Annotated in this window: 15 protein-coding genes and 1 tRNA gene; 8 read left to right on the forward strand and 8 right to left on the reverse strand. The window is 45.7% G+C overall.

From position 1 onward, the window contains the following. The 3 genes from ESB13_RS06865 to holA all read right to left on the reverse strand — a co-directional run bounded on the left by ESB13_RS06865 (position 1) and on the right by holA (position 9,769). On the reverse strand, positions 1-4,419 hold the full coding sequence (locus ESB13_RS06865; RefSeq protein WP_220399558.1) for a DUF6443 domain-containing protein: 4,419 nt from the start codon (positions 4,417-4,419) through the stop codon (positions 1-3). Positions 4,420-4,436: 17 nt separating this feature from the next. Beyond that, complete coding sequence (locus ESB13_RS06870) at positions 4,437-8,360, reverse strand: RHS repeat domain-containing protein (RefSeq protein WP_129002271.1); 3,924 nt, start codon at positions 8,358-8,360, stop codon at positions 4,437-4,439. Positions 8,361-8,770: 410 nt separating this feature from the next. Beyond that, positions 8,771-9,769, reverse strand: coding sequence for a DNA polymerase III subunit delta (gene holA, locus ESB13_RS06875; protein WP_129002272.1), 999 nt, complete (start codon positions 9,767-9,769; stop codon positions 8,771-8,773). A gap of 125 nt (positions 9,770-9,894) precedes the next feature. Here holA and ESB13_RS06880 point away from each other — a divergent pair, with 125 nt between their 5' ends. The 7 genes from ESB13_RS06880 (at position 9,895) to ESB13_RS06910 (ending at position 14,574) form a co-directional block, all read left to right on the forward strand. Beyond that, positions 9,895-10,884, forward strand: a complete 990-nt coding sequence (locus ESB13_RS06880) for a hypothetical protein (RefSeq protein ID WP_129002273.1) — start codon at positions 9,895-9,897, stop codon at positions 10,882-10,884. Between the two features lie 132 nt (positions 10,885-11,016). Further along, positions 11,017-12,195 carry a sensor histidine kinase gene (locus tag ESB13_RS06885; RefSeq protein WP_129002274.1) on the forward strand — a complete coding sequence of 393 codons (1,179 nt, stop codon included), beginning with the start codon at positions 11,017-11,019 and terminating at the stop codon, positions 12,193-12,195. A 121-nt stretch (positions 12,196-12,316) separates the two neighbouring features. Next, positions 12,317-12,402, forward strand: a tRNA-Leu gene (locus ESB13_RS06890). 51 nt (positions 12,403-12,453) lie between these two features. Then, positions 12,454-12,699 carry a hypothetical protein gene (locus ESB13_RS06895; RefSeq protein ID WP_129002275.1) on the forward strand — a complete coding sequence of 82 codons (246 nt, stop codon included), beginning with the start codon at positions 12,454-12,456 and terminating at the stop codon, positions 12,697-12,699. A gap of 23 nt (positions 12,700-12,722) precedes the next feature. After that, a complete protein-coding gene (locus ESB13_RS06900; protein WP_129002276.1) occupies positions 12,723-13,103 on the forward strand; it encodes an HPF/RaiA family ribosome-associated protein in 381 nt (126 codons plus the stop codon). A gap of 177 nt (positions 13,104-13,280) precedes the next feature. Further along, positions 13,281-13,844 (forward strand): pseudouridine synthase, encoded by a 564-nt coding sequence (locus ESB13_RS06905; RefSeq protein ID WP_246022460.1) that lies wholly within the window; start codon positions 13,281-13,283, stop codon positions 13,842-13,844. A 283-nt stretch (positions 13,845-14,127) separates the two neighbouring features. After that, the gene (locus ESB13_RS06910; RefSeq protein ID WP_129002278.1) at positions 14,128-14,574 is read left to right on the forward strand and encodes a hypothetical protein; all 447 of its coding nucleotides are present in this window, start codon (positions 14,128-14,130) and stop codon (positions 14,572-14,574) included. 100 nt (positions 14,575-14,674) lie between these two features. Here ESB13_RS06910 and ESB13_RS06915 read toward each other — a convergent pair whose 3' ends face one another. After that, on the reverse strand, positions 14,675-14,965 hold the full coding sequence (locus ESB13_RS06915; RefSeq protein WP_129002279.1) for a hypothetical protein: 291 nt from the start codon (positions 14,963-14,965) through the stop codon (positions 14,675-14,677). Between the two features lie 452 nt (positions 14,966-15,417). Between ESB13_RS06915 and ESB13_RS06920 the strand changes: the two genes are divergently transcribed. After that, positions 15,418-15,861: a hypothetical protein gene (locus ESB13_RS06920; RefSeq protein WP_129002280.1), complete on the forward strand. Its 444-nt coding sequence runs from the start codon at positions 15,418-15,420 to the stop codon at positions 15,859-15,861. A gap of 82 nt (positions 15,862-15,943) precedes the next feature. On the opposite strand, the gene ESB13_RS06925 is transcribed toward ESB13_RS06920, so the two are convergent. From ESB13_RS06925 to ESB13_RS06940, 4 genes are all read right to left on the reverse strand, one after another. Continuing rightward, complete coding sequence (locus tag ESB13_RS06925) at positions 15,944-16,963, reverse strand: PorP/SprF family type IX secretion system membrane protein (protein ID WP_129002281.1); 1,020 nt, start codon at positions 16,961-16,963, stop codon at positions 15,944-15,946. A gap of 173 nt (positions 16,964-17,136) precedes the next feature. Beyond that, positions 17,137-20,088: a PKD domain-containing protein gene (locus ESB13_RS06930; RefSeq protein ID WP_129002282.1), complete on the reverse strand. Its 2,952-nt coding sequence runs from the start codon at positions 20,086-20,088 to the stop codon at positions 17,137-17,139. Between the two features lie 48 nt (positions 20,089-20,136). Beyond that, complete coding sequence (locus tag ESB13_RS06935; protein ID WP_129002283.1) at positions 20,137-21,918, reverse strand: OmpA family protein; 1,782 nt, start codon at positions 21,916-21,918, stop codon at positions 20,137-20,139. 25 nt (positions 21,919-21,943) lie between these two features. Next, positions 21,944-22,957: a PorP/SprF family type IX secretion system membrane protein gene (locus ESB13_RS06940; protein WP_129002284.1), complete on the reverse strand. Its 1,014-nt coding sequence runs from the start codon at positions 22,955-22,957 to the stop codon at positions 21,944-21,946. Between the last annotated feature and the right edge of the window lie 3 nt (positions 22,958-22,960).

Here is a 22,960-nt window from a genome sequence, read left to right on the forward strand (position 1 = left end):
TTACTTGAATTTATAGGGAGCTGGTGGTACTGGTATTACCGGGTAGTTTTTGCCTGGTGCAGGAGTCTGTTTGTCAGCCAACCCCTTGACGTTTTCCGGAAGCTTGAACTTTGCATTAACAGTCCCTCCATTGGTCAGAGTATTGGCTGAAGGATAATTCACCCGAACAAGAAGGCTCTTTTGACCAGCATCGTGCTGAGCCAGAAAAAAATAATAAAGCATTGTTTCTGTTTCGATACAACCGTGACTGTAACCTTTGTAGGAATCGTGAAAATATAAATTATCTCTTTTTGACTTAACATCCACCTTTTCTAACCTGGCCCGCCATCGGCCCCAGTTTTCATGCCAGCCACTAAGTTCATAATTTACTAACAACTGTACTCCATTACCCGCTATCATTTTCCCATCTTTTGTGTAGGAGGCATATCCTCTTGGATCGATGGATAAATCAATTGAATATTTCCCAACCGGCACAGGCCCTCCATCAGATGTTTCCTGCTGACTGGCTATCTGCTTACCGACCACGCCGGAAGTTCCCAGCAGCGAAAAATACAAATTATCCGTATTGCCATAGCTGCCAGAATATACGTTGACCTTCTTCCCATCATAATTGATCCAGTAGGAGTTATCAGCAGAACTGTTCCCCGGATACATGCTCATGGAAAACATGTCATCATATTTTAAGTACTCATAGACTTCCTGCCAGGAAACTTCTGAACCGTCTTCATTATAATAAGACCCCATATTGTACGTATAAGGAAACATACCCTCATAATCGACAAAATTCACTGGATTATTAAAGCAATAACTGTATGGAGAGAATCTACGCATTTGTTCATTCAACGGATCCGTTGCATGCCATCTGCCAATTTGAGCATCATACATGCGCACACCATAATCGTACATCTGTAAGCCACTTCCATCAGAAAATTCACTTTTCTGAAGTTCTTTGCCATTGTAAGTATAGTTGTTGTTTATAACTCCAGTGGTCTTACTGTTTATTCCCTCCATCGCCAGACCAAACGGATAATAATGCGTTTCCTCTAGTAAAGCAGCACGGCCATGGGTAACCTGTAAATTATCAAAGAACACCTCAACGGGACTGTCGTTACTACAATATACGAAAATATAGCCGCTTTTCCCGGCTATGATATTTTGCAATGCTGCATCATTATAATGCTCTTTACTTCCGGCCGAAGAGGCCACCATGCTAAAGCCACCGGTCACATACCTTAGCTGCTCATCAAAAAATATATAGTTAATGGCGGCCCGCGGCACACCATTGGTCGTGGGTTGCGACTGCAACAGACCTTGTATTCCTGAACTATTGGCAACTACTGAAGACAACTCTGATGCCGTTACGCCATGCGCTCCACCCGCCATTCCCCGACTGCCCAATAAGCCCGCAAGAATGGCTTCCACCCCGGCAGGTTCATAGGTGCTGCTGCCTGTTTCCCAATAAGACCTGCCGAAGATATTAAGGGTATCACCGGCCATCACTTTCAGGGTAATGCCCAGGCCTGTTTTTCCACCGCCTATGCCTGTCAGCTTATACATTTTGGCGCTGATCACACCAGCGGCATAGTTGGGGTTGGGATTCGGGATGCCATTGCTGTTTTCATAATATCCCGCCCCGGAAGGAGCATCAACGATATTGCTTTCATTAATGCTGTAGATACCCTTTTCATGGTAAACCAGGCTTCCGCTGTTTGTCATACTGCCTTCCAGGGTGGCAGCAGGATAGATATCTCTTTTTGATTCCTCCGTAAGAACAGAGCGAATACTGCCCAGGTGATCCTTTATAAAATAATCAAAAACATAGCTGTTATCTACCGGCCTTACCCGGCCTTCCTCGTGGCCGAAGAAAAGCAGCCTGCCGTTTGCTTCTATGCTTTTCTTCTCATAAACAAAACCACCCAGATAAGTCGTGGTCGTCGTAACTCCGGAACTGTTGTCGACCACTGATTTCTGAAGCTTCGTTCCGGCAGCATCATATAAATAACTTATAGTTCCCTTCCCGGTTACTGTAACAGTAGATGGCAGGTTTAAATGATTGTAAACGATGCTGCTGATATTCTTATTGAGATCCTGCACCATATTTCCATTTCCGTCATAAGCATAATCATCCCCGGCGTTACCGCCATTCTGAAAATCGCCCAGGCCGAAACCGGCGGTAGCTACGCCATCATCGTGAACAGCTGCCAGGCGGTTGCCGGAAGAAGCGTATTGATAGGTAAGATTATCAATTCGTACAGAAGAAGTACCTTTCCATCCATACTGCTGCATTTGTTTGATGTTGCCATTTGCATCATAAGCAGTTCCGTCATTGGTGCCGGAGCCACCCATTTTCACATTAAAATCAAGCCCTGCACTTTGATTCCAGCCGCCGGAAGAAAACTGGGTAAAATCGCCTTTCAACAGTCTGTTAACAGGATCATAGGCAAACCCGTAAGCTCTTTTTTCGCCATCGCTTTTTCCGCGCCAGGTCATACCGGCGATATTGCCGTTGTATTGCTTATCCGTAAAACCGAAATTATAGCTTAGTTGCAGGCCAAAGTAATTGCTGTTATTGCTGCCTGCTGCGTAATCCTTGTTGATACCTGTAAGCCAGCCGCGGATGTTGTATGTATAGTCCAGCTTTTCCAATGCCTGCCCGGATGACCCAGGTTTTGTACCAAGCTCTTTCGTTTTAAGTTGCCCTAATTGATCGTAAGCAAGTTTTTCCAGCACCTTCTCTACGCCATTATTAATTTGCTTGCTTACCTGGATAAGCCTTCCTATCGTGTCGTAGGTATTGCGCGTTACAATGACCTCCTGTGCCGGAAGCATACCGGGCGCATGATGGTCTTCCTTGGACACCAGCAGTTTGCCGTCAAAGCTATATTGGTTTGTTATTGTTTCTTTGCCGCCCAGCATATTGATCCGCTGTGTTTGCACCACCCGCCCTTCACCATCATAAAAACTAGCCGTATAGATCCAGCTGTCAGCCGTTCCCAACTGTTTTACCTTACTTCCCGTTACCAGTCCTTTTGCTTTTACAGCCTGAATAACGGGTCTTGCATAAGGAAATGTAAGATCTGACGGAGCCAGGAAGCTGGTTCCCCTCTGGGCCGTATCTATAGATGCCGAAAGACCGGTTCCACTCGTCCAATTATAATTATCATAATAGGTTTCAGTAAGCAGCTCAAAGCCGGAACCTATCTGCGGATATGCGTTATTGTTCCATGCCTGCCCTTCATGATAAGAGCGGTCCGCAGTATTGGTCCATAAATAGGTACGGACAGGCCTGCTAAAGTTGTCATATGCAGTGATATGCCATTTGCCTGCAGCCCGGAGTGCCGAATCCTGGGTCATGACAGCCCTGTCGAGCACATCATAGACCATATAAGTTTTGCCTGCTCCGGGGACTTTCTTGATAATATTGCGTAAACGTGCATCATACAGATAGACATAACACAATTCATTTGAAATACCTTCTGTAAGCTGCCAGCTATCACTGATCAATTCTACTGCTTTTGGCGGAATAACGAAGCGGAGTGAATTAAATTCATCATAAACGTAGTAGGTAGACAGCCAGCCTGCGTGGCTTTCAAGTGCAGCGCCTGCTTCCGCAACTTCTACCTTCTTCAATACTACCAGCCCTTCTTTATTCCGGTATTCCACCATTCGCTTTCCATGTTCATCGGTAGTTACCAACCTGGCCAATTGTCCTGTGCCATAGGTGCTGTTACTCAGTGGTAAGGAAGAATACAGCGTGTCGATAGTCCAGACTCTGACTTCATTCGCGCTATTCACACCATAACTAGTACTTATGCCCCGGTTACTACCCACCCAACTATTACCCGGAGCCATACTTTTGGTGACACGACTAAGCGGTGAAGCTTCATATTCGGTCTTGCTGTAATAAAAATTATCGCCCTCTCCCGTTGACAACGCGCCAAATACCCTTGTATAGAAATTATACTGAAAAGAGATAGGCTCCTCCTGGAAATTTCCATCACTGTATTTATTGTCACCCAGGATAGTAAGAGAGCTCTGGTAAGGAAGAAACGAATAGGCACTCCGTCCCATATTATCATAAACATAAGGCGTCACGATATCTTTTCCTCCTGATCCGGCACGCTTACGGACGAGTTGCAAGTCACGCCCAAGCCCATCCTTAAATTCCGTCACCAGGCTAACCTCTTTCAATAACCGATTATCCGATACCATATCATAGGGATCCAGTAAGGGCTTGGAAGGTGTCCAGGTCCTGACCCTGTTCAGGTATTGACCAGCCGGAGGATTAGCAGGGTTATATCTTGTTTGCGTAGCTGCATCTACACTGGTTTGCCCGCTGGGTATGATCTGAGCAGAGGCAGCCTGCAGCAGCAATATGCCTGCAAATCCCTGTGCAACTATTTTTATGATAAGTTTCATGATAAAGTATTAATAGGTTATTGACAGATACCCATCTGCACGATCATTCCTGAAGCATTCACCTCTACGTATATGCCCAGGCTGCTGATCCTGTAATATCTTGCCGGGGTGATCGTTGCAAGGCCGGGATCGCCATACAATACCGTTCCGATCCCAAGGCTACCCTGGTAATAAGCAGCAAGACTTAACGTAGCGAAACTGCAGACACCTGCTGAATTGAATCCACGCTCTAGCGTTACGCTGTTAACCGGCTGGGCAGCAGCGCAGGTATTGATTGCCTGAATAATTCCGTTCTCTACTTTAAAGTATTCATTGTCCATTGCATACCACCCGTCCCTTACAGGCATTGTTTGGGAATAATTGGCATATAAACCAGCTCCGGAAGCGATTGAAGAGGCCGGGAAAGTATATACAGTTGGAAGCAGGCTGTTGCTACAAACGGTTCCCGAAGGCGTTGTAACACCGGCATATTTCAGTGCCAGGGGGTCTGGCATACCACATCCGTTCTCATACAAGGTTTTGCCATTTACGATATAGATATAACTGCCAGCTGAAAAAGGGCCACTGTCCTTATAATAACCGTCAGGCAAAGGAGTAGTAAGGTCAGCGTCTGCATAGAAACCCGAGGGGAGCAAAGTATCTGCCTCCACCCCGGCAGCACTTCCTGCCTGATCTATGGGTACCGGCAGTCCCAGGCTTGCCCATAGCGAAGACTTATAAGCAGGAATATTGGCAATCTGGAAAGGATCACCACTGCAAATGGCGGATTTGGTTAATGCTCTGCCCAAAGTAACCTGCTGGCTATATAATCTTCCTGAATCGCAGTCTACAGGCCTTCCCGAATAATCGTAGCAGATCTTTTTGAGTACATATTTATTGTGATCCCTGATCAGTGACAGACGTCCGGCCTGATCATAGTCGTAGTAGGTTGTTTTGCCACTTGCGTCAGATTCTGAAGATACACCACCGTATGGAGAATAAGTATAGGTTGTTATAAATGCTGCTTCCAAAGCTGCCTCCTGCCGTAAAAGATCAGTAAAGAAACGAACCTCATTATCGTTAACAGGTACGTATGCTGCAAAGTCCTCCACCGCCTGACTACCACCCAATGCAGCTTCTACTGTAGCATAATCGGCCCCTGCTATTTTCGCTATTACCCTGCTATTCCCATAGCTCCACACGTAGCAGGTCTTGATTCCTTTTTCTGCCGATTCACACAACAGGTTTCCTTTTTTGTTATATAGGTAGTTTCTTGCACGGGTTTCTGCAGCACGATTTCTGTATTGTAACTCTACGGTGCCGGGAAGGATGAGGGCCGGGTCTTGCGCCAACCCCTGCACATAGTTAGTGATTTGCCTGCTTAGCTGAACACCTCCCGTATATTGCGTAACCTCTACCGGTATGCCTACCATTCCTCTTCTTACCATCGTGTCGTAGGGAAATATGGTTTTATCATGTGCATATGATACAGTTGTTTTTTTCTCTTCCCCTGTACTGGTTGTATGAACTGTTTCTTTCATAGTCCGGAAAAGGTTATCATAAAGGCTTGTCGTAGTAATAACTGATGAATCTATGCCGTAGTATTCGGTGCTGATGGTCTTCTTAAGGAAAGGAAAATAAGTGTATAGGTAACTCGCCGTTACACGCCTGGATTTGAAGGGCATGTTATTCAAAGTCAGCATCAAAGTCCTGATATGATTATCAAAACGGGCGGGGTCATCGTTATACTGGTATTCCACCCGCTTCACCCTGCTATTTGAAGCATTATAATAGTCTTCAGACAAAGGCTGTCCGCGCTCCAGGCTAAGGCTGCTGCCTTCGTCTTCTTTCCAAAATTCCTTTATAGAGGTGTTATCCGATTTCTGGTTGACAGGGACTATATCATGATAGCCATTATCATAATTCTTATATTTATAAACAATAAAACTATTATCGGCGTTAATCTCCGCCACCTCGGAATAAGTGATGGGATTGCCTCTTGTAGCGCTCATGGGGAAAATGGGATTCACGCTCCAGTGCTCTAAAGAAAGTAAGCCGTTAAAACGCGGGTCACCACTATAGCGCAGCGGAGCGGAGACCGGTATGTTGCTGAAGGTCTCGGAATAAACCGGAGAGTAGGCCAGTACGCCACTTGACAAAGTTCCGCCCGCAGCATAATCCTTCACATAGGAATATCTCTTTTCAGAAGCCACCTTTCCGGGAGCATCATAACTACTGATCCTTTTTATACGCACACCCGAAGTCAACAGGTTCTGGGTCAATGCAGTTGTTGTAAAAGGCCAGGTATTCACCTTTACGCTGTAATAGTTAGGCTCGTATTCAAAAACAGTATAGCCGCCTGTAGGGTAGATCAGTTTTTCCAATATTTCTGCTCGTACAAAAGCGGTATCAGGTTCTTTGGACTGATATAATAAATTTGCGTCGGCATTGTAAAGAGGAGCTTTATAAGGCTCTCTGCCGTTGTAGTAACCATAATGATCTGTCTTGCCGGAAAGATAAGGCGGCAGTTTTAAAGGGTTATATTCGAACTGGTAAACCTGCGGACCAATACTGACAGACAGCAGCTTTAACCTCTCGAAAGTATTGTTCGTATAATTGAACCGGATGTCTTTGGTCATCTTGTTGTTCTTATCCAGAACCCGTATGCGGTCCAGCTTATCCGGGATCATATCCTGCGTATAAGCATAGTTGATATCCGGGTACCAGATGAACATGTTTTCATTTACAGGCACATAAGGATCAAGCCCGCTATGGTCATTGAAATCTTTATGAAAATAATAAGCCATGCTGTCAAGATAGAGATCGCGCGGATATTGCAGTTGTGCGCTGGCGGGAGAAGTTGTAAAAACAACTGAGTCCCGCGGCGTCACAATACTGGTGAGCACGTTTACATTCACCAGCGTACTTTTTTCGATTCCTATCTGCTGATGAGTTGTTCCCAGGTCAGGCTCCAAGGCAGAAGCATTACCAGACCATATCCATCGCTGTAGATTGCTAAATCCGACTTTTGTAACCACAATCCCCCTTTTATAATTAAAAGTGATCTTATAATTATTAGGGGATTCTATAGAGCTTAGATTCCAGGTCGTGGGAATGATCAGGTTCTGCATCATCAGCATATCGAATGTGCCGAAATTATGACCCGGCCTGCTTAGCTCTATCGAACTGTCTGTGCCACCAAATCTATATTTGATCCCTTTTTCATCTGTAATCGTAAAAGCATAGAGAATCCGCTGCTTCAATATGGTGTCGTTTGGAGGTACAGTGATTTTCAGATCGGGAATCTGTGGCAAATGAGGCATCACGAAACGCTTGTATTCCGCGAATTCGGCTTTCACCGAAAGATAACCACCCTGGCTGCTTTGTATTTTGAATACACTATCATAATTAATAAAGAATTTACCGGAATAGCCGTTAAAGTTAAAGTAATACTCATCCGGGGCGGGGAAATCGCCCTGGACAAAAAAGCCCCAGCGCTGGTGGCGGGTCAGCATACTATCCGAACTCCATATGTCCTCTGAAGTTGGACTGTTCAGGAACGGAACGGTCGGATCCGGCGATGTAACCGGCTCATTATCCGGAATGGATCTTACTACCCTTGTAATTGATCCGCCGCTGCTGATGCCCCAACCTAGCCCCACCAGGCCGGGATAATTATCCGGCCTGATTCCCGATGCCGAATGATAACTCAAACTAATAGGAACTTGCAAATCTTTGTAAACCAGGTTGTACAGGGGTACCGACACCTGGGGGATACCGGTATAGTTACCTATCGGCACCTGCCCAAAAACACCCAGCGAACTGGCAGTAGGCGACGCAGGAACAAAGTCCTTGCTTTGCCCGTTGGATGGGGGTGCAAAGGCAATACTATACTGACTGAAAGCGGCAAACCAGGCAGAGCAAAGCACTGCCATGATGATGAATCTTTTAACAGGGAACATACAGGAATATTATCGTTTCAAAGGATTTTCTTAAGCAGCAGTAATAACACAAAAGAGAGATCTATCAAAGGGCGAAGGCTCCTCTCAAAATGAAAGGAAGAAAGAAAACATGATAGCGAACAAATGGCTAGGCCGTAGACGGGAACAATAATTCAATCAATACAGATTCCGATACTGCCGCGTTCAGATAGGTAGGGTGCATAGGAAAAGAGTTTTACAGGTTGAACGATACCAGGCAATTTAAGAAAAAAACGCCAAAATATATTTTTTTTCAAAATATTATAAAGCCGGCTTTGCACGAGTACAAGCCTACTTCCATCCACAATAATAAACGGACAACCGTAACCGTAAAAGACATATGAAGGCGTTCGCCATTTCAGCCTGTCAGCCGGAGATGTAATGCCGCCCTTTTACAACATCAGCTTCACCACAAGCTCCTTCATCAAACCCGCATCTTCCGTACCGCCGTCGCCGATGCCTATGCTGCGGAGGTTGTAATGGTGCAGCAACAGCAGTATCTTTTCCGTAGATCGGAAGTTATAGTTGCGTGTTGCCGCCAGGTAATCTTTTGCGAAGAAAGGATGCACACCCAGCGCAGCGGCAACAGACTTTTCGTCTTTGCTCTCGAGCCCGAATACAATAAATACTTTACTGAAAAAATTATATAATGCAGGCAGCAGCATTTGTATGGGCGCCGCCTTGGGATTGGCTTCAAAATATTTGATGATGCGGATGGCCTTTGGCAGGTCTTTTTTTACAACCGCATCCTGGAATTCAAAGACATTGAATTCTTTACTTATTCCTACAAAGGTTTCGATATCTTCTTCCGTAATGTTCTTGCGGCCGTTGAGGTTCACGGCTATTTTATCTACTTCATTATGCAAGCGGCTCAGATCATTCCCGATATGATCTACCAGCAACAGAAGTGCTTTCTGGCTTATGGTAAGGCCTTTTTGCTGCACCATCTGGTTCACCCATTCCGGCAGCTGGTTATCATACATTTTTTTGGTGGTAAGCATCTCCCCTTTTTGCTTCAGCATTTTTGCGAATTTGGTTCGCGCATCTACTTTCTTTTCTTTGTAACTCACCACAAAAACGGTGGACGACAAGGGATTGTCGATATAGGCTTCCAGCTTTTCCACATCGCGCATTTGCTGCGCTTCTTTCAGCACCACTACCTGCCGCTCGGCAAACATGGGATAACGGCGGCAGGCGTTTACGATGGCTGTCCAGTCGGCGTCACGTCCGTAAAAAACAGTGAGGTTGAAACCTGCCTCGCTCTCATTCAATATGTTATGTTCTGCATAGTTAATAACCTGGTCAATATAATATGATTCGTCGCCTTCGAGCCAGTAAACGGGTTTAAACTGCCCTTTTTTCCATTCGTTGATGATCTTTTCTGCAGACATGGGGCAAAGATAGGGACCAGGGGTTAACGGCTGGTGTAACGCCCTACCTTTTTGGCATGGTTTTGGAATTTTCGGGTTCCAGATGTGTTTATTTTAATTTATTATTGAACTAAAAATTCCTCAATATGAGTACTGTTAATGATCCTTCTGTAAACCCCAGGACACCTGCTGCCAATTCTGGGAAGGACAACCGTAAACTGATCTATGGTGCATTGATCGTTTTACTGTTGGGCACCTGGGGGTATATTATTTTCGACAAGAGCAAATCAAAAGCTGAACTAGACCAGCTGCAAACGCAATTCACCAACGTTGATTCTGCCAGAAGCTCTATCCAGGCCGAATATAACGACGCTCTTTCGCGTATGGACTCCCTGTCAGTTTCCAACACCCAACTTCAGGGTTCCCTGGCAGAACGTAAGACTGAAATCGACAAGCTGAAAACCGAGATCAAAGGCATCCTGTCTCAAAAGAACGGCGATTTGTCACGCGCCAAAAGCAAAATTGCCGAGCTTAACGGCAAGATCAACGATCTGCTGGCCGAAGTAGAACGCCTCAGAGGTGAAAACGAAACGCTTACTGCCAACAACCAGCAACTGACAGTAGAAAGGGATACGCTGAATTCACAAAAACAAACGCTGCAGCAAAATCTTACCACTACCCAGAGTGAAAAAGAACACCTGGCCGACGTAGGTTCTACGCTTCACGCTTCCAACATCGCTATCGCGGCTATAGACGTGAAAAACAGCGGTAAAGAGAAATCTACCACCACTGCAAAACGCGCCGACCTGCTCCGCATTTCTTTTAACCTCGATGAAAACAGGATTGCTCCCAGCGGTAACAAAGAACTGTATGTTTGCATCACAGCGCCCGACGGCAAGCCTATCTCCATTCCTGCATACGGCAGCGGTACTTTCGTTACACGTGAAGACGGCGAGAAAGTATTCACCAATAAGGTAAATGTTCAGTATGAGCAAGGCAGGCGCACTCCTGTAAGCTTCGACTGGAAACAGGACGGTAAATACCAGACCGGTGATTACAAAATCGAGATCTACCAGAACGGTTACAAGATCGGCGGCGGAACCACTACCCTTAAAAAAGGCGGCTTATTCAGCTAGTGTTCCCCTTCTTATATATAACCATCAAGAGGGTGTATCGGCATTGATACACCCTTGTTTTTTTCCAACACTGAAATCTTGCAGTATTCACGGATATTCCGGTACTTTAACCGCAAATACACAAGGCACACCATGAATCCCTGGCTTAACTGGAAATCGGTACTTAGTCTGCTTGCAATCGTCATTGTTACTGCAGTGATCCTGTATTCCCGCACCTTGTCCGATAAAATAGCCGGTGATGAGCGAAAAAAGGTGGATGCATGGGTGGAAGCACAGCAAACCATTATCGATACCGGCAAGGCCAACGGGCTTTCTCTTGCCACCAAGATAATTACGGAAAACACCGATATACCAATCATCGAAACCAATGAGAACGACAGCATTACAGGCAATCACCTGAATCTGGACGAAGATAAGATAGCAGCAGATCCCAACTACCTGCAACGGCAGCTCCGGAGCTTTAAGCGGCTTAACCCTCCTATTGTCTTCGTCATAAAAGAAAAGCCTTACCAGGCCAACTATTATTACTATGGTCCCAGCCTGTTGCAGCAGCAGGTGAAGTATTACCCGTTTGTACTGTTGCTTATTCTTTCTGTTTTTCTCACGCTGACGCTCTTAATGGTACGTACCAGTCATAAAAGCACTCAGAACCAGCTATGGGTAGGAATGGCTAAAGAAACGGCTCATCAGCTGGGCACACCTGTAAGCAGCCTGCAGGGATGGGTAGAAATGCTGAAAGAAAAGGATGACCTCGCCCCTATCGCAAATGAAATTGAAAAAGACGTGATACGGCTTCAGCTGGTGAGCGACCGTTTTGGCAAGATAGGAAGTACGCCCCACCTGGAATCGCATGATATAGTGGTGCAGGTGGCTGCTATGGTGGATTATATCCGCCGGCGTGCAGGCAACAGGGTGGTTTTTGAAATGACGCCGCTGCCGCCCATAGCCATCTTTGCACTGATATCGCCTCCGTTATTCGACTGGGTAATTGAAAACCTGTTGAAGAATGCTCTGGATGCCATGGATGGAAAAGGAACGATCACAGTGCACATTCAACAACATCACCAGCAGGTATGGATCGACATCTCCGACAGCGGCAAAGGCATTGCGCGGAAAAACCTTCGTAAGGTGTTCCTGCCCGGTTTCACTACCAAAAAAAGAGGCTGGGGTTTAGGGCTCCCCCTTTCACGTCGTATTGCAACAAAATATCACAAGGGCGATCTGAGCATCCGATTCAGCGAACCCGGAAAAGGAACAGGATTCCGCTTTGTATTGCAGGCGGGGCCAGCTGGGCTGCCTGAGTTATCATGAGCACTCAACGGCGGGGCAGTTCGAATCTCCTCCGCTACATTAAGCCACAACAAAAAATCTGAAAAAAAATTCTCCTTATGCATTTGGAATCAAATGATTCCTCCTATATTTGCCGCCCGTTGCGGAGATGGCGAAATTGGTAGACGCACTACTTTGAGGTGGTAGCGCCTTTTACCGGGCGTGGCAGTTCGAATCTGCTTCTCCGCACAACGAAACCCGCGCATTGTCGCGGGTTTCGCTTTTTATAAAAAATGCGCAATGCTTAACGCTGCTATCCTCATCCTGCACAACCTCGGGATCAATGCCAAAAGTTGCGGAGTTCCTTACTTCTCCTGTAAAAACTACGCTTTATATACCCGTCTTAAAGCCGCTTTAGTCCCGCACTGGCAACACTTGCCATCAAATCTGCAACGCAAGTTAAAAAACGGTACCACCCTTTTCGGCGATAACAATCACCCTATGGCAATGACTGCGATCATGCCCTTTGGCATAATTACTGATTAGCTTTATTACATAAACACAACGCTATGGATATCATTATTCAATCATTAGGATTTAACGCAGGCGAATCTTTGGAAAGCTTTATCAGAGAGAAAGTGAATGGCCTGAAAAGTGATCGTATCATCAGGGCGCAGGTGACACTCTATAAGGGTCCCGCTTCTGAACCGGAAAATAACTATTGCGAAATACGCCTGGAGGTTCCTGGTTACGATCCGTTCGTGAAAAAAAGCGGCCAGTATTTCGAGAATTCAGTAAGCGAATGTATCGATGTACTGCAAATGCAACTCAGCAAATCCAAAGATAAAAATGCAGATCGCCGCCAGGCCGATGCCGAAAAAGTACAGGATGCCCTACTCGAAGGCAGCACAGATGATGATGATGTAGAATTGGAAGATGTCGTGAAATAGTTCCTGTAAGCTTAAAGCAACAGGCATATACAAAAACAGCAGGATATCCGGGGGGGTATCCTGTCTTGTTATATATATAAGCGACCGGCTGCCCGGAATCCAGCGCCTATCCCCCTACCTTTGTTACACATGAATACCATCCGTCACCGCTATTTTATTGTGCATAAACCGCATAGTATGTTATCCCAGTTCATTGGTACCGACAAAGGCCGGATGCTGGGCGAGCTCAACTATCCCTTTCCGGAAGGAACGCATGCGATAGGACGGCTCGACTATGAATCGGAAGGTCTGCTACTGCTTACTACCAATAAAAAGGTTACACGTTTGTTATTCCAGGGCGAAGTGCCGCATAAACGAAGCTACCTGGTGCAGGTACGCGGTATTGTTACCGAAGAAACGCTGCTGCAATTGCAGTCCGGCATCGCCATCCGCGTAAAAGGAGGGGTAGATTATACAACAGCCCCCTGCCAGGTTCAACTGGCCCAGGCGCCGCAGGGTTTGCCGGAGCTGCCCCACGATCTAAATCCCTATGTCAAATCAAGCTGGCTTCGTATTGTTTTAACCGAAGGCAAGTTTCACCAGGTCAGGAAAATGGTACGATCGGTAAATCACCGTTGCCTGCGCCTTGTGCGTGTGGCTATCGAAGATATCGATCTCGATTTACAGAATCAGCCACCGGGAACAGTAAGGGAAATCGAAGAATCGGCATTTTTCTCTCAATTATGCATTAACAACTGGTAGTTAAACAGTTTCTTTTAACAGAATTTGAACAAAAAAGGCAGCTTAAAGCAGAAAAAATACAAATTTTTAAAAAATTATATACCTGAAAATGAGGTTGGGCGTCATAATAAACCGGGTTATAACTACCTAATTATCAGCACATTCATACAAAGCCTACTGTCTCTTACGATAATGAAATGAACCAAAACATGGTTTGTGCTGCCCTATGTACCGATGTACTTTTGTATTGTAAGAATAAGCTAACACATTGTTTTGCCGCAGTAAACAACAAAAACGAAATTTTATGAACGCTACATCAGTACGTGCCGCAATGACAAAAATGACTCTGGTAAGTTTAACTGCTGCTTTTTTATTTATCGCAGCTCCTTTCACCAGCAAGGCGAATAACAATAAAGAGAAAGAAAAAGTAGCTGCTGCTGCGCTTAACGCTAAACAAGTATCTGTTCAATATACTGGTACACTGGAAGGAAACATCCTGTTCCGCGTGAAATTCGATAACCCAACTGCTCAGAAATTCAGCCTGATCGTTAAAAATCACTTAGGTGATGTTTTATACTCTGGCCAGTTCACTGACGCCGATTTCAACAAAGTAGTAAGCTTTGTAAGCGACGACGAAGACGAAATGACTCCTAACTTCATCATCCGTATCGGCAGCCAGCAAATTTCTCAAAGCTTTTCTGTAAACAGAAGCACAGAGATCGAAGAGCAATTGGTTGTTACTAAACTGTAATTGATCCGGTTAGTAAACATAATTTCAACCTGAAGAGGCCGCAACAAATGTTGCGGCCTCTTCTATTTAAGATTTAAGAGAAATCCGTTTTACCTTCTGTCTACCAGTAAATACCTATGGCCGCTACAATCAGGAGCACATGAATGACGCCCCCGGCCATTTTCTTCGCCATCTCCTTCTTATGTTCTTTCACTGCTTTAGCCAGTAACAAACGGGCAGCTTTATAGTGCTTCTCATATTGCACTACCGATTCCCTTGCAGCTTCTAACTGCCTCACAAACTCGCTATGTAATGTTGCCAGCTCCTGTCTCATTTGTGACGCGCCTTCGGTCTTTATCTGCTCCAATGCTACCTGCATCTTTTCATGCTCCGATTTGCTAATCGATGTCATAGGTACCTACTGTTTAATCCTCCTGCTTTTTTAATAATATGATGATATATAAAAAGCAGCGTTGTCATGTTTCTAAATGGGTTAAGTAATTGTAAACAATTGGTTTTCATGCAGCGCAACCTTACTATGTGCATGATACTAATTTAAATATGTCTGCAGCGCAGTCATTTTGTTAATTAGCAATAAGGTCATATTATGGTAACATTTCCAACTTTTTTTTCTCCGAAAAAACGGTTTGGTGATCATAAACATTAAAATCACAAAACAATGAATTTCAATTAGTTGAACAAATAATTAACACAATAAGCATGATAAAAGTCATTGAAACTTAGTTTGTAAACCCTTATATGCCGGAATATCTTTGTGTTATAGAAATAAGTTAAGGTATTAGAAAAAAGAAAAGGTATACCGGAACGTTGTTTTGCCAAGCATAAACTTTAAAAATGAATTTTATGAACACACAATCCGTAAAAGCCGCAATGACAAAGTTATCAGTAGTAGGTTTCGCAGCCTTTGCAATGCTTGTAGCAACACCTGCCATCAGCAAAGCGAACAACGACACTAAAAAAGAGAAAGAAAAAGTTGCACTGGTATCAAAAAGCCAGGTATCTGTAAAATACGCAGGAACGAACGAAAACAGCGTTGTTTTCCGTGTTCAGTTCCACAACCCCACTGCTCAGAAGTTCAACCTCATCATCAAAAACCATGATGGCGACGTGATCTACAGTGGTCAGTATAGCGACATGCATTTCAGCAAGACCATTCACCTGCTGAAAGAAGAAGACGAAATGAACCCTACCTTCATAATCCGTACTGCTAACCAGGATATCGCCAACAGCTTTACTGTTAGCACAGCTACAGATGTACAAAAAGATGTTGTAGTTACCAGGTTGTAATTGATGATTTAGTAATATAAGATTTGAGCTAAAAAAAGCCGTGGTTCTCCACGGCTTTTTCATTTTGTATATCGGGGGTATATTACCAAACGTTGCGCGGACACCAGTCGCCATAACGGTTGCCCAGCAAAAAGCCCAGTACAATTTCGTGCGATCCGTTACTAACGGTATTCAACAATGAAGTTGTACGATCGTAAGAGTAGCTCAGGTTAAATGCACGGCTCACATTTATGCCGGCCATTACATTCCATCCATCATCCTTACGGTAACCTGCGCCCGCCCACACAAAATCGCGGTATTGCAGTTTAGCATTCAAATCCCATTGAACCGGCAAAGGACTCACGCTTTTTAACATCACAGAAGGAATAACATTCCAGTCTTCATCGAGCAGAAAACGGTATCCCGCAGTGAAGAACATATGTGGTGTCATTTTATTGCCGCCACCTACTTTGTTATTCGAGAAGTAAACACTTTGCCCCATCAGTTGCTGCACCGAAGCGCCCAGGAAGAAATCAGGACCATATAAATATAATCCCGCCATCAGGTCGGGCTTCATAGCGCTTACCACACCACTGCTGTAAACGGCAGGGTCAACCTGTGTATTCCCAAAGTTGAGTTTGTTGGCATCAAGACTTGCATTGAATACACCTGCACCAAAGCCTGCCGATAAACTGGTACGCGGACCAATACCCAGGTGATAGGCATAGGTTGCATAGGCTGAAAAATACTTTAGCGGCCCCGTTTGATCATTGATCACCTGCATGCCGATGCCATGATGCGGTTCTGCTGCACTATAATCCTGCCAGTAGTCATTGCCTCTTGGGTTCATTCCATCTACCTGGAAAGAAGTTGCTGTAGTGCGGTAATCCTTTTTATTCAAGGCGCCATGAACAGTAAGATAGGTAGTAACAGGGGCATCCTTCAACCCTGCCCATTGACGGCGATGACTTAGTTTTACATCTACATAGTTTTCAATTCCTGTAAGCGCAGGATTCAATATGTATTGATTGATCACGTACTGTGAATAATGCGGCTTCTGCTGTGCATGCCCCATTAACCCCAGCAACACACCAAACGCAGCAAATGCAATTTTCTTATTCATACATCAATTCGTAGTTAGTCTTGATTCATTGTAAAGCAGTTCAATTGATCAGGGTAAAGGCCTGCCTTGAAGATACACCATCTCGTGCCTTTTCTGCAAACATTTCGACATTCTGTTACAAATATGCCGGGAAACCACTAAATTTTCATGACGGAAAACACTCAATTCTCCCCCTATCGCAATAGGGTAACCGAACCTGTTTGCCGCGGCTTCCCTTCACCAGGCACGATTATATAGTAATAAGTTCCTGACGCCACTGGCTTTCCCTGGTAAGTGCCATTCCACGGCAATGCATATCCTTTCGATTCAAAAACCTTTTGCCCAAAACGGTTGAAGACCTGTAATACCGATGCCGGGTAACTGTTTAACCCCGGTATCAGCCACAGATCATTCTGCCCATCGTCATTGGGAGAAAATGCATTCGGTACTGTTATCGCCGATAATACAGTAACATATACGCTGTCATGGGCTTCACAAATACCTGATACTACTGTTAAGTAATACCGCCGGCTTACCGGGGGCATCGCATAAGGCATTGCTACCAGGGGATTCGACAGCTGATCGGCAGGCGACCATCGAATAGCCACGCCTGCTGCAGGACGTACTACACTGGTTAACTGCACCGATGCGCCTTCGAGGATCGTTTTATCAGGTCCGGCATCTACCTGCGGCTGGGCATATACTGTCAGTTGTTTTATCACTTCTTCCGACTCACAGCCGTTACCACTCGTAACTTTCTGTATAAGATCATAATTACCTGCAACGGTAAATTTCTTTGCAGGGTTTGTTTGTACCGATTCATCGCCATTCCCCAGCACCCAATGCCAGCCTGTGATACGGCCACCATTGGCTGTAGATTCGTCGGTGAGTTTTATTTCCTGTCCGCTGCAGATCTCTGTTGCCGAAAGGCTGAAGCCGCCACCAGGACGTTGTAAAAAAGAAGACAATACTTTACTGGCGCTGTCGCTGCAACCATCTCCCGCTGCTGCAACCAGCTTTACCTGGTAAGCGCCTGCTGAGGCATAGGTATGTACCGCATCTTTTTCCGTGGCGGTTGTTCCATCTCCAAAACTCCAGCGATAGGTTGGCGCATTTGCCGTACCGGTATAACTGCTTTGATTGGTGAACCTGGCTTCACTATTGGGCAGGCAGATATTCTCAGGCAAGGTAAATGCAACTGCAGGCTTAGCCGCTTCGGCAAGCTTTAGCTCACGTGTAGTATCGGCATAACAGCCGTTCGCAGAATTTACTTTGAAATACATTTTGTTGCCTGTAACGGCAGTATAGGTATAACTGGCAGTAGCAACGGTAACATCACGTCCGCCACTCCTCCATAACCAGCCTGTGATAGTGCTGGTATCGGTCGTCGGCGCTTTTTGAAAAGCAACGTCAAAGGGTGCACAGCCTGCAAAGGCATAAGTAAAATCTGCTACCGGGCGATGCCTTGCTTCCAGGTACCCTGTAAAGGTTTGTGTGTTGGAACAATTCCCTATCACAGGCGTAGTAACCGTAACCTGTATACCGCGCACGCCATCTACTGTAAAGCTGTCGTAACGCGGTAATCCATAAATATAGTAGGTACGCCCATTTTCCGTAATACTGCTGTCGGCTACAGGACTGTTGATCACCAGGTCCTGGTCGTTATGCGAGATGCCCACAGCGCCATTGAAATGCCATTGTATTTTTGTGGGCTTGTATTCTGTTTTCAGCGCCAGCTTAAACAGGCTTCCCCGGCATACCGTTTCCACCAAAGGCGCCTGGTCTTTTTCCTGCAGCTTTATCATGCCGGTAAGGCTTTGCAACGGCACAAGATTAAAAGCGTAACTCTCATAATCGCCCAGGCCATAGGTTATGGCCGTAAAAGGCACTTCGCTTTCTACCGTAACAGCCAGGTCCGAAGCTATCCACCGTTTCACCAATATCGTATAAGCAGGATTATTGGGATGTATATACGAATGATCGAAAGTCTTACTGCCGTTCACCGATAATGTATTGGCTCCTGCAGTGGGCACTGCTATCGTCAGATAGTTCTGCATGATAGCAAGCATATAGCTATTGTGGAAATCAACACGCTTTACAGCCTGTTCTACAGGGCTCAGCACTACCATCTCCGGATCACCGGTACCGTAAGTATTACAGCTTTGCGAGGTCATGAACTGAACTACCATTATGGGCTTATCCGCTTCTATCATATCGGCCTCATTACTGGTGTACTCGTAGTAGAGCTGGTTCACCAGGCCGGTTAATGTTGTTCCATTACGTTTTACAACGGTTGCAGGATCTTTCACCAGTACGCGGTAAATGGCATTGTTGTAACGCAACGGAGAAACAGAGCTCGAAAAGGGAGCTGTTACATAGGTTTTACCCCAGGTTTGTTCAGGAGGGATCTGCTGAATGATAAAGTCGGATGTCATGCCGCAGATAGGTGTGCCTATGCTGCCGCTGAAAACAGCAAAGGGCAGACATTGCCCGTTATCATTGGATACAGATTTAACCACTGTTCCTGTTAACTCGGTACGGTAGGTGGCGCTTTCTATAACATATACCTGGCCCTTGTTTAAAGTAATGGTATAAGGAACAGCAGCCACATGTCCTGTAGTGGTATTGGCAACGGGTGTTACTTCTATCTTGGTTTTATCCTGCGCCGCAATGACGCATACATAACTGTTATTGTCTGAAGGACTGTTGACTGCAGCATAAGAATAGCCCCAGGTTTCCTGCGATAACAACATGGTTCCGCCGGAATAGGCAGCGCCATAAAAATGGGCATAGCAGGCGATGGGCGCCGTACTGTGAATGTATACATGCCTGTCGTATAATACATCGGAAGTACCTGCCGCACCAACTTCTACAAAGTCAGGAATGGCTTCGGTAACAAATGATGCGTTAGCTGGTACCTGGTAAGTTCTTTCCCATACCCTGGTTCCCGACACGGCACGCACTGTAACTGTTGCCGCTTCTTTTGCGGTACTCAGATCGAGCAGGATGGTAGTATTGGTAATACTACGGGGCTTTACCAGCCAAAAGTCTTTCCCGCGCTGGGAAAGACTTTGGCCAATAGACTGGTAACTCATGAAACTGAACACCAGCAGTATCAAAACTGGTAATGCTTTTATTTCCTTCATATGATATCCCTCTGCTCCTTTATCACCAATACTTGTTTATTTTAAGAATTACAATACTTTAAGCGCTACCCTTCTGTTTTTCTCTCTTGCTTCAGGAATATCTTTCCCATCCGCTGTTGTCTCTTTCTCTAATGGGCAACATGCTCCGTATCCTTTTGCTACCAGCCTTTCAGCTGCAATGCCTTCTTTTACGAGGTAGTCGGTACAGGCCTTAGCACGCTGTTCCGACAGTTTAAGGTTATAAGCCTCTTTACCGGTACCATCGGTGTGTGCACCGATCTCTATTTTTATATCAGGATGTGCCTGCAGGTAAGCGGCCACTGCTTTCAGCTGCCCATTGCTGCTTTCATCCAATGCGGCGCTGTTAAACGCAAACAGCACATGCTGTAACAAAGCCCTGTTGTGCTCTACCACTATTTCTTCTTTAGGCGTTTCCTTTGGCGTAACCGGCGCTGCTGCCACAGGTGTTTCTTTTACTACAGGCGGTGGCGGCGGTTGCAGCTTGTTCACAGCAAATAACTCGAGGCAGCATGCCGAAGAACGGTCCGAGCTGATGATAGCGTGCTCCAATAACCCATGTGCCTGCTGATTGGTGAAATAGATATCGTCCTTTACGGAGTTTACCGGGGCACCAAGGTTTACCGGGGCTTCCCAGCTTCCACCTATCTTACCCTTGCTGGCAAAAAGATCAAAGCCCCCCATACCGGTTCTGCCATTGGCTGCAAACACCAGTGTCTCTGATGCCTGGTGATAAAATGGCGCCTGCTCGTCTTCAGCAGTGTTGACCTGGCTTCCGGCATTGACGGCCTTACCTGCAACGCCTTTTGCATCGAGCGGCGCATACCAGATATCAAACTTCCCGTTCCCTCCCGGCATGTCTGAAGCAAATAACAGGTAAGCCCCGTCGGCAGTTACCTGCGGTTGCCTGGCGCTGTATCCTTTTGCATTAATGGTAACATTCAGCAATGCAGGTTTGCTCCAGGTATTGCCGCGTTTTTCGCTGCTATACAACACAGATGTTTTCTTACCATCTGCCGCTACTTCCCAGGCTGTGAAATAAATACGCTTACCATCGGCACTGAATGTGGCTACGCCCTGCTGATCGAAATTTGTACCGGGAAATTGTAATACCGCAGCAGCACCAATCACGTTGTTGGCAACAGGTGCAGTATATAACTGGTTGGTGTAAGTACCCCTGGTTGAGGTATAGGCTAATGTATTACCATCTACCCATGCTGCCGCATAACTTGCGCCTTCCTTATTCACCGCCGAATCATACTTTTGAATAGTAGTATGTTTATCCGCCGCTGCTAATGACTGCTCTATGAAACCACAGTTTTCTATTTCCTGTTTCGCCAGCTTTTTATAAGCTTCCTCGCCGTTATAAGACGAAAGGAACTGCTGTTGCTGCTGTTTTGCTTCTGCATATTTGCCATTGGCGCGCAAACATACCGCATACCAGTAACGTGCAAGCGGATATTGCGCCGGCGCTTCTTCCACTATCTGCTGGTACGCTTTCTCTGCATTGGCATAATAGGTAAGATTACGGTAGCTTTCTGCAAGACGGTAACGTATTTCCATACTGCCCGCACCTTTCTTAACGGCAGCAGCCTGCTTTTGTATGATATAAGGCTCATAACCACCCTTTACAGAAGGATGAAGCCCTATATATTTTTCGTAATAAGTTGCAGCCGAATTAAAGTCGCCTTTGGCATAATAATCATCTGCTGCCTTCTTATAGTTGGCTACATATTGCGCCTGGGTCACTGACACCACACCACAACAAATGGCGGCCAGCATAAAATATCGTATAGGTTGACTGATTCTCATTTAAGATAATTTACTGTTTGGAATACTACAATCTGGGACATACGAAAGGAACGGCATCGGTCTTGGCTTTCTTACGGCCTGTAAACGTAAGCGAGATCTCGAAGCTGTTGGCATTGCCTGCCACCTTTGCGAGGTCCGATGTATTGACATCGTAGCTTACTCCCAGCACAAAATTATTGTGGTAAAAACCTATATAAGGAGAGATCGCATCGTCGAAGCGGTAGTTGGCGCCAAACAGGAAATCAGTAGCATCCGAAGCCTTTAACTGGGCATAAGCGCCGGCCATCTTTTCTTCGGCCGATCCCTGCTTCATATATAACAGGTTAGGCGTAATGCTAACTACATCGGACAAGTTGATTTTGGCACCGCCGTGAATGGTATAACGCACCGGCATCTTTTGTCCCTGGCCGCCGGAAATAAACGGATCATCGGGCTGGGTTAAGTGATAAGCCGAAAAACCTGCAAATACATTCACTTTCTTTCCCGGAGTTGCGTCAAAGTACATGGCGCCGGCACCCGCGTCAAAAGCCATGGCGGAGTTCTTCGACAGGATCTCGTTCATTGGTATGTTCAGGTTTAAACCATTCGCCAGCTCATCCCATTGCGCTCCTGTCTGGAATTTTGAAGGGTTGAACTTCCTGTTGATGACTCCACCCGTTAAACCTACTGTAATACGATGGTTGCCATCTCTGCCAAAACGTAAGCCGGTATAGGCTACGCTCAGGTAACCGTTCAGGTAGTTGTACGCCCCGCCGGCCGCCGTCTGGTTCATCAGGTTCACACCCAGGTTAATGTTCTTTGAGGTAACCATATCCGCCGATACACCGGGAGTAGAGAATCCGTTATTGATACTGCCCCACTGGTTGCGGTAGATGCCGGTAACGCGGTAATCACCGTCGATGGCACCTGTTAATGCAGGGTTAAGCCACAATGGATAAACATAGTACTGCGAAAAATGTGGATCGGTTTGCGCTTTCACCGCTGTGCTGCCCAAACAGGCAGCCAGCAGTAATATAAACAGGTTCTTATTCTTTTTCATAAA

The sequence above is a fragment of the Filimonas effusa genome (assembly GCF_004118675.1).
Lineage (GTDB): Bacteria > Bacteroidota > Bacteroidia > Chitinophagales > Chitinophagaceae > Filimonas > Filimonas effusa.

Coding starts and splice junctions, on each gene's coding strand:
- ESB13_RS06865 (WP_220399558.1), bottom strand. CDS start 4,419: ATGAAACTTATCATAAAAATAGTTGCACAGGGATTTGCAGGCATATTG.
- ESB13_RS06870 (WP_129002271.1), bottom strand. CDS start 8,360: ATGTTCCCTGTTAAAAGATTCATCATCATGGCAGTGCTTTGCTCTGCC.
- holA (WP_129002272.1), bottom strand. CDS start 9,769: ATGTCTGCAGAAAAGATCATCAACGAATGGAAAAAAGGGCAGTTTAAA.
- ESB13_RS06880 (WP_129002273.1), top strand. CDS start 9,895: ATGAGTACTGTTAATGATCCTTCTGTAAACCCCAGGACACCTGCTGCC.
- ESB13_RS06885 (WP_129002274.1), top strand. CDS start 11,017: ATGAATCCCTGGCTTAACTGGAAATCGGTACTTAGTCTGCTTGCAATC.
- ESB13_RS06895 (WP_129002275.1), top strand. CDS start 12,454: ATGCTTAACGCTGCTATCCTCATCCTGCACAACCTCGGGATCAATGCC.
- ESB13_RS06900 (WP_129002276.1), top strand. CDS start 12,723: ATGGATATCATTATTCAATCATTAGGATTTAACGCAGGCGAATCTTTG.
- ESB13_RS06905 (WP_246022460.1), top strand. CDS start 13,281: ATGTTATCCCAGTTCATTGGTACCGACAAAGGCCGGATGCTGGGCGAG.
- ESB13_RS06910 (WP_129002278.1), top strand. CDS start 14,128: ATGAACGCTACATCAGTACGTGCCGCAATGACAAAAATGACTCTGGTA.
- ESB13_RS06915 (WP_129002279.1), bottom strand. CDS start 14,965: ATGACATCGATTAGCAAATCGGAGCATGAAAAGATGCAGGTAGCATTG.
- ESB13_RS06920 (WP_129002280.1), top strand. CDS start 15,418: ATGAACACACAATCCGTAAAAGCCGCAATGACAAAGTTATCAGTAGTA.
- ESB13_RS06925 (WP_129002281.1), bottom strand. CDS start 16,963: ATGAATAAGAAAATTGCATTTGCTGCGTTTGGTGTGTTGCTGGGGTTA.
- ESB13_RS06930 (WP_129002282.1), bottom strand. CDS start 20,088: ATGAAGGAAATAAAAGCATTACCAGTTTTGATACTGCTGGTGTTCAGT.
- ESB13_RS06935 (WP_129002283.1), bottom strand. CDS start 21,918: ATGAGAATCAGTCAACCTATACGATATTTTATGCTGGCCGCCATTTGT.
- ESB13_RS06940 (WP_129002284.1), bottom strand. CDS start 22,957: ATGAAAAAGAATAAGAACCTGTTTATATTACTGCTGGCTGCCTGTTTG.